The organism is Sciscionella sediminilitoris (assembly GCF_000737195.2).
Taxonomy (GTDB): domain Bacteria; phylum Actinomycetota; class Actinomycetes; order Mycobacteriales; family Pseudonocardiaceae; genus Sciscionella; species Sciscionella sediminilitoris.
In genome coordinates this window covers 1-431 of record NZ_JALM01000105.1, presented here as the reverse complement: position 1 = coordinate 431, position 431 = coordinate 1, and the positions used below count along the sequence as shown (strand labels likewise).

Genomic DNA, 431 nt, shown 5'->3' with positions numbered 1-431 from the left:
GGGACGCCGCTGCTGTACAGCTCGCCGATCGCGGTGAGCAACTGTTCCGGTTCGCCCCGGTCCCGGCGCAGCGCGGGCACCACGACCTCGGCATCCACCAACGGAGTCAGCACCGCATCCGAACCGATCTCCAAAAACTTCGCCACACCCCCGTCCCGTAGCCGTCCGACGGCATCGGCGAACCATACCGGCTCCCGGACATGCCGCACCCAATACTCCGGATCGGCGACATCCGCCGTGGTGTCCACAGTGGACACAAACGGAATCCGCGGCTCCGCGAACTCCAACCCGCGCACCACCGCGCCGAAATCGGCCAGCATCGGCTCCATCAAGGCCGAATGAAACGCATGCGACACCCCCAGCCGCTTCACCCGGCGACCCGCGAACCGATCCACCACAGCCGAAACCGCACCATCCACACCAGACAACAC

General features: G+C 66.4%; 1 protein-coding gene. It reads right to left on the bottom strand.

Annotated features, from left to right (window positions below):
- On the bottom strand, positions 1-371 hold a 371-nt coding region (locus AD72_RS31180; RefSeq protein ID WP_343123750.1), incomplete at its 3' end, for an acyltransferase domain-containing protein.
- Between the last annotated feature and the right edge of the window lie 60 nt (positions 372-431).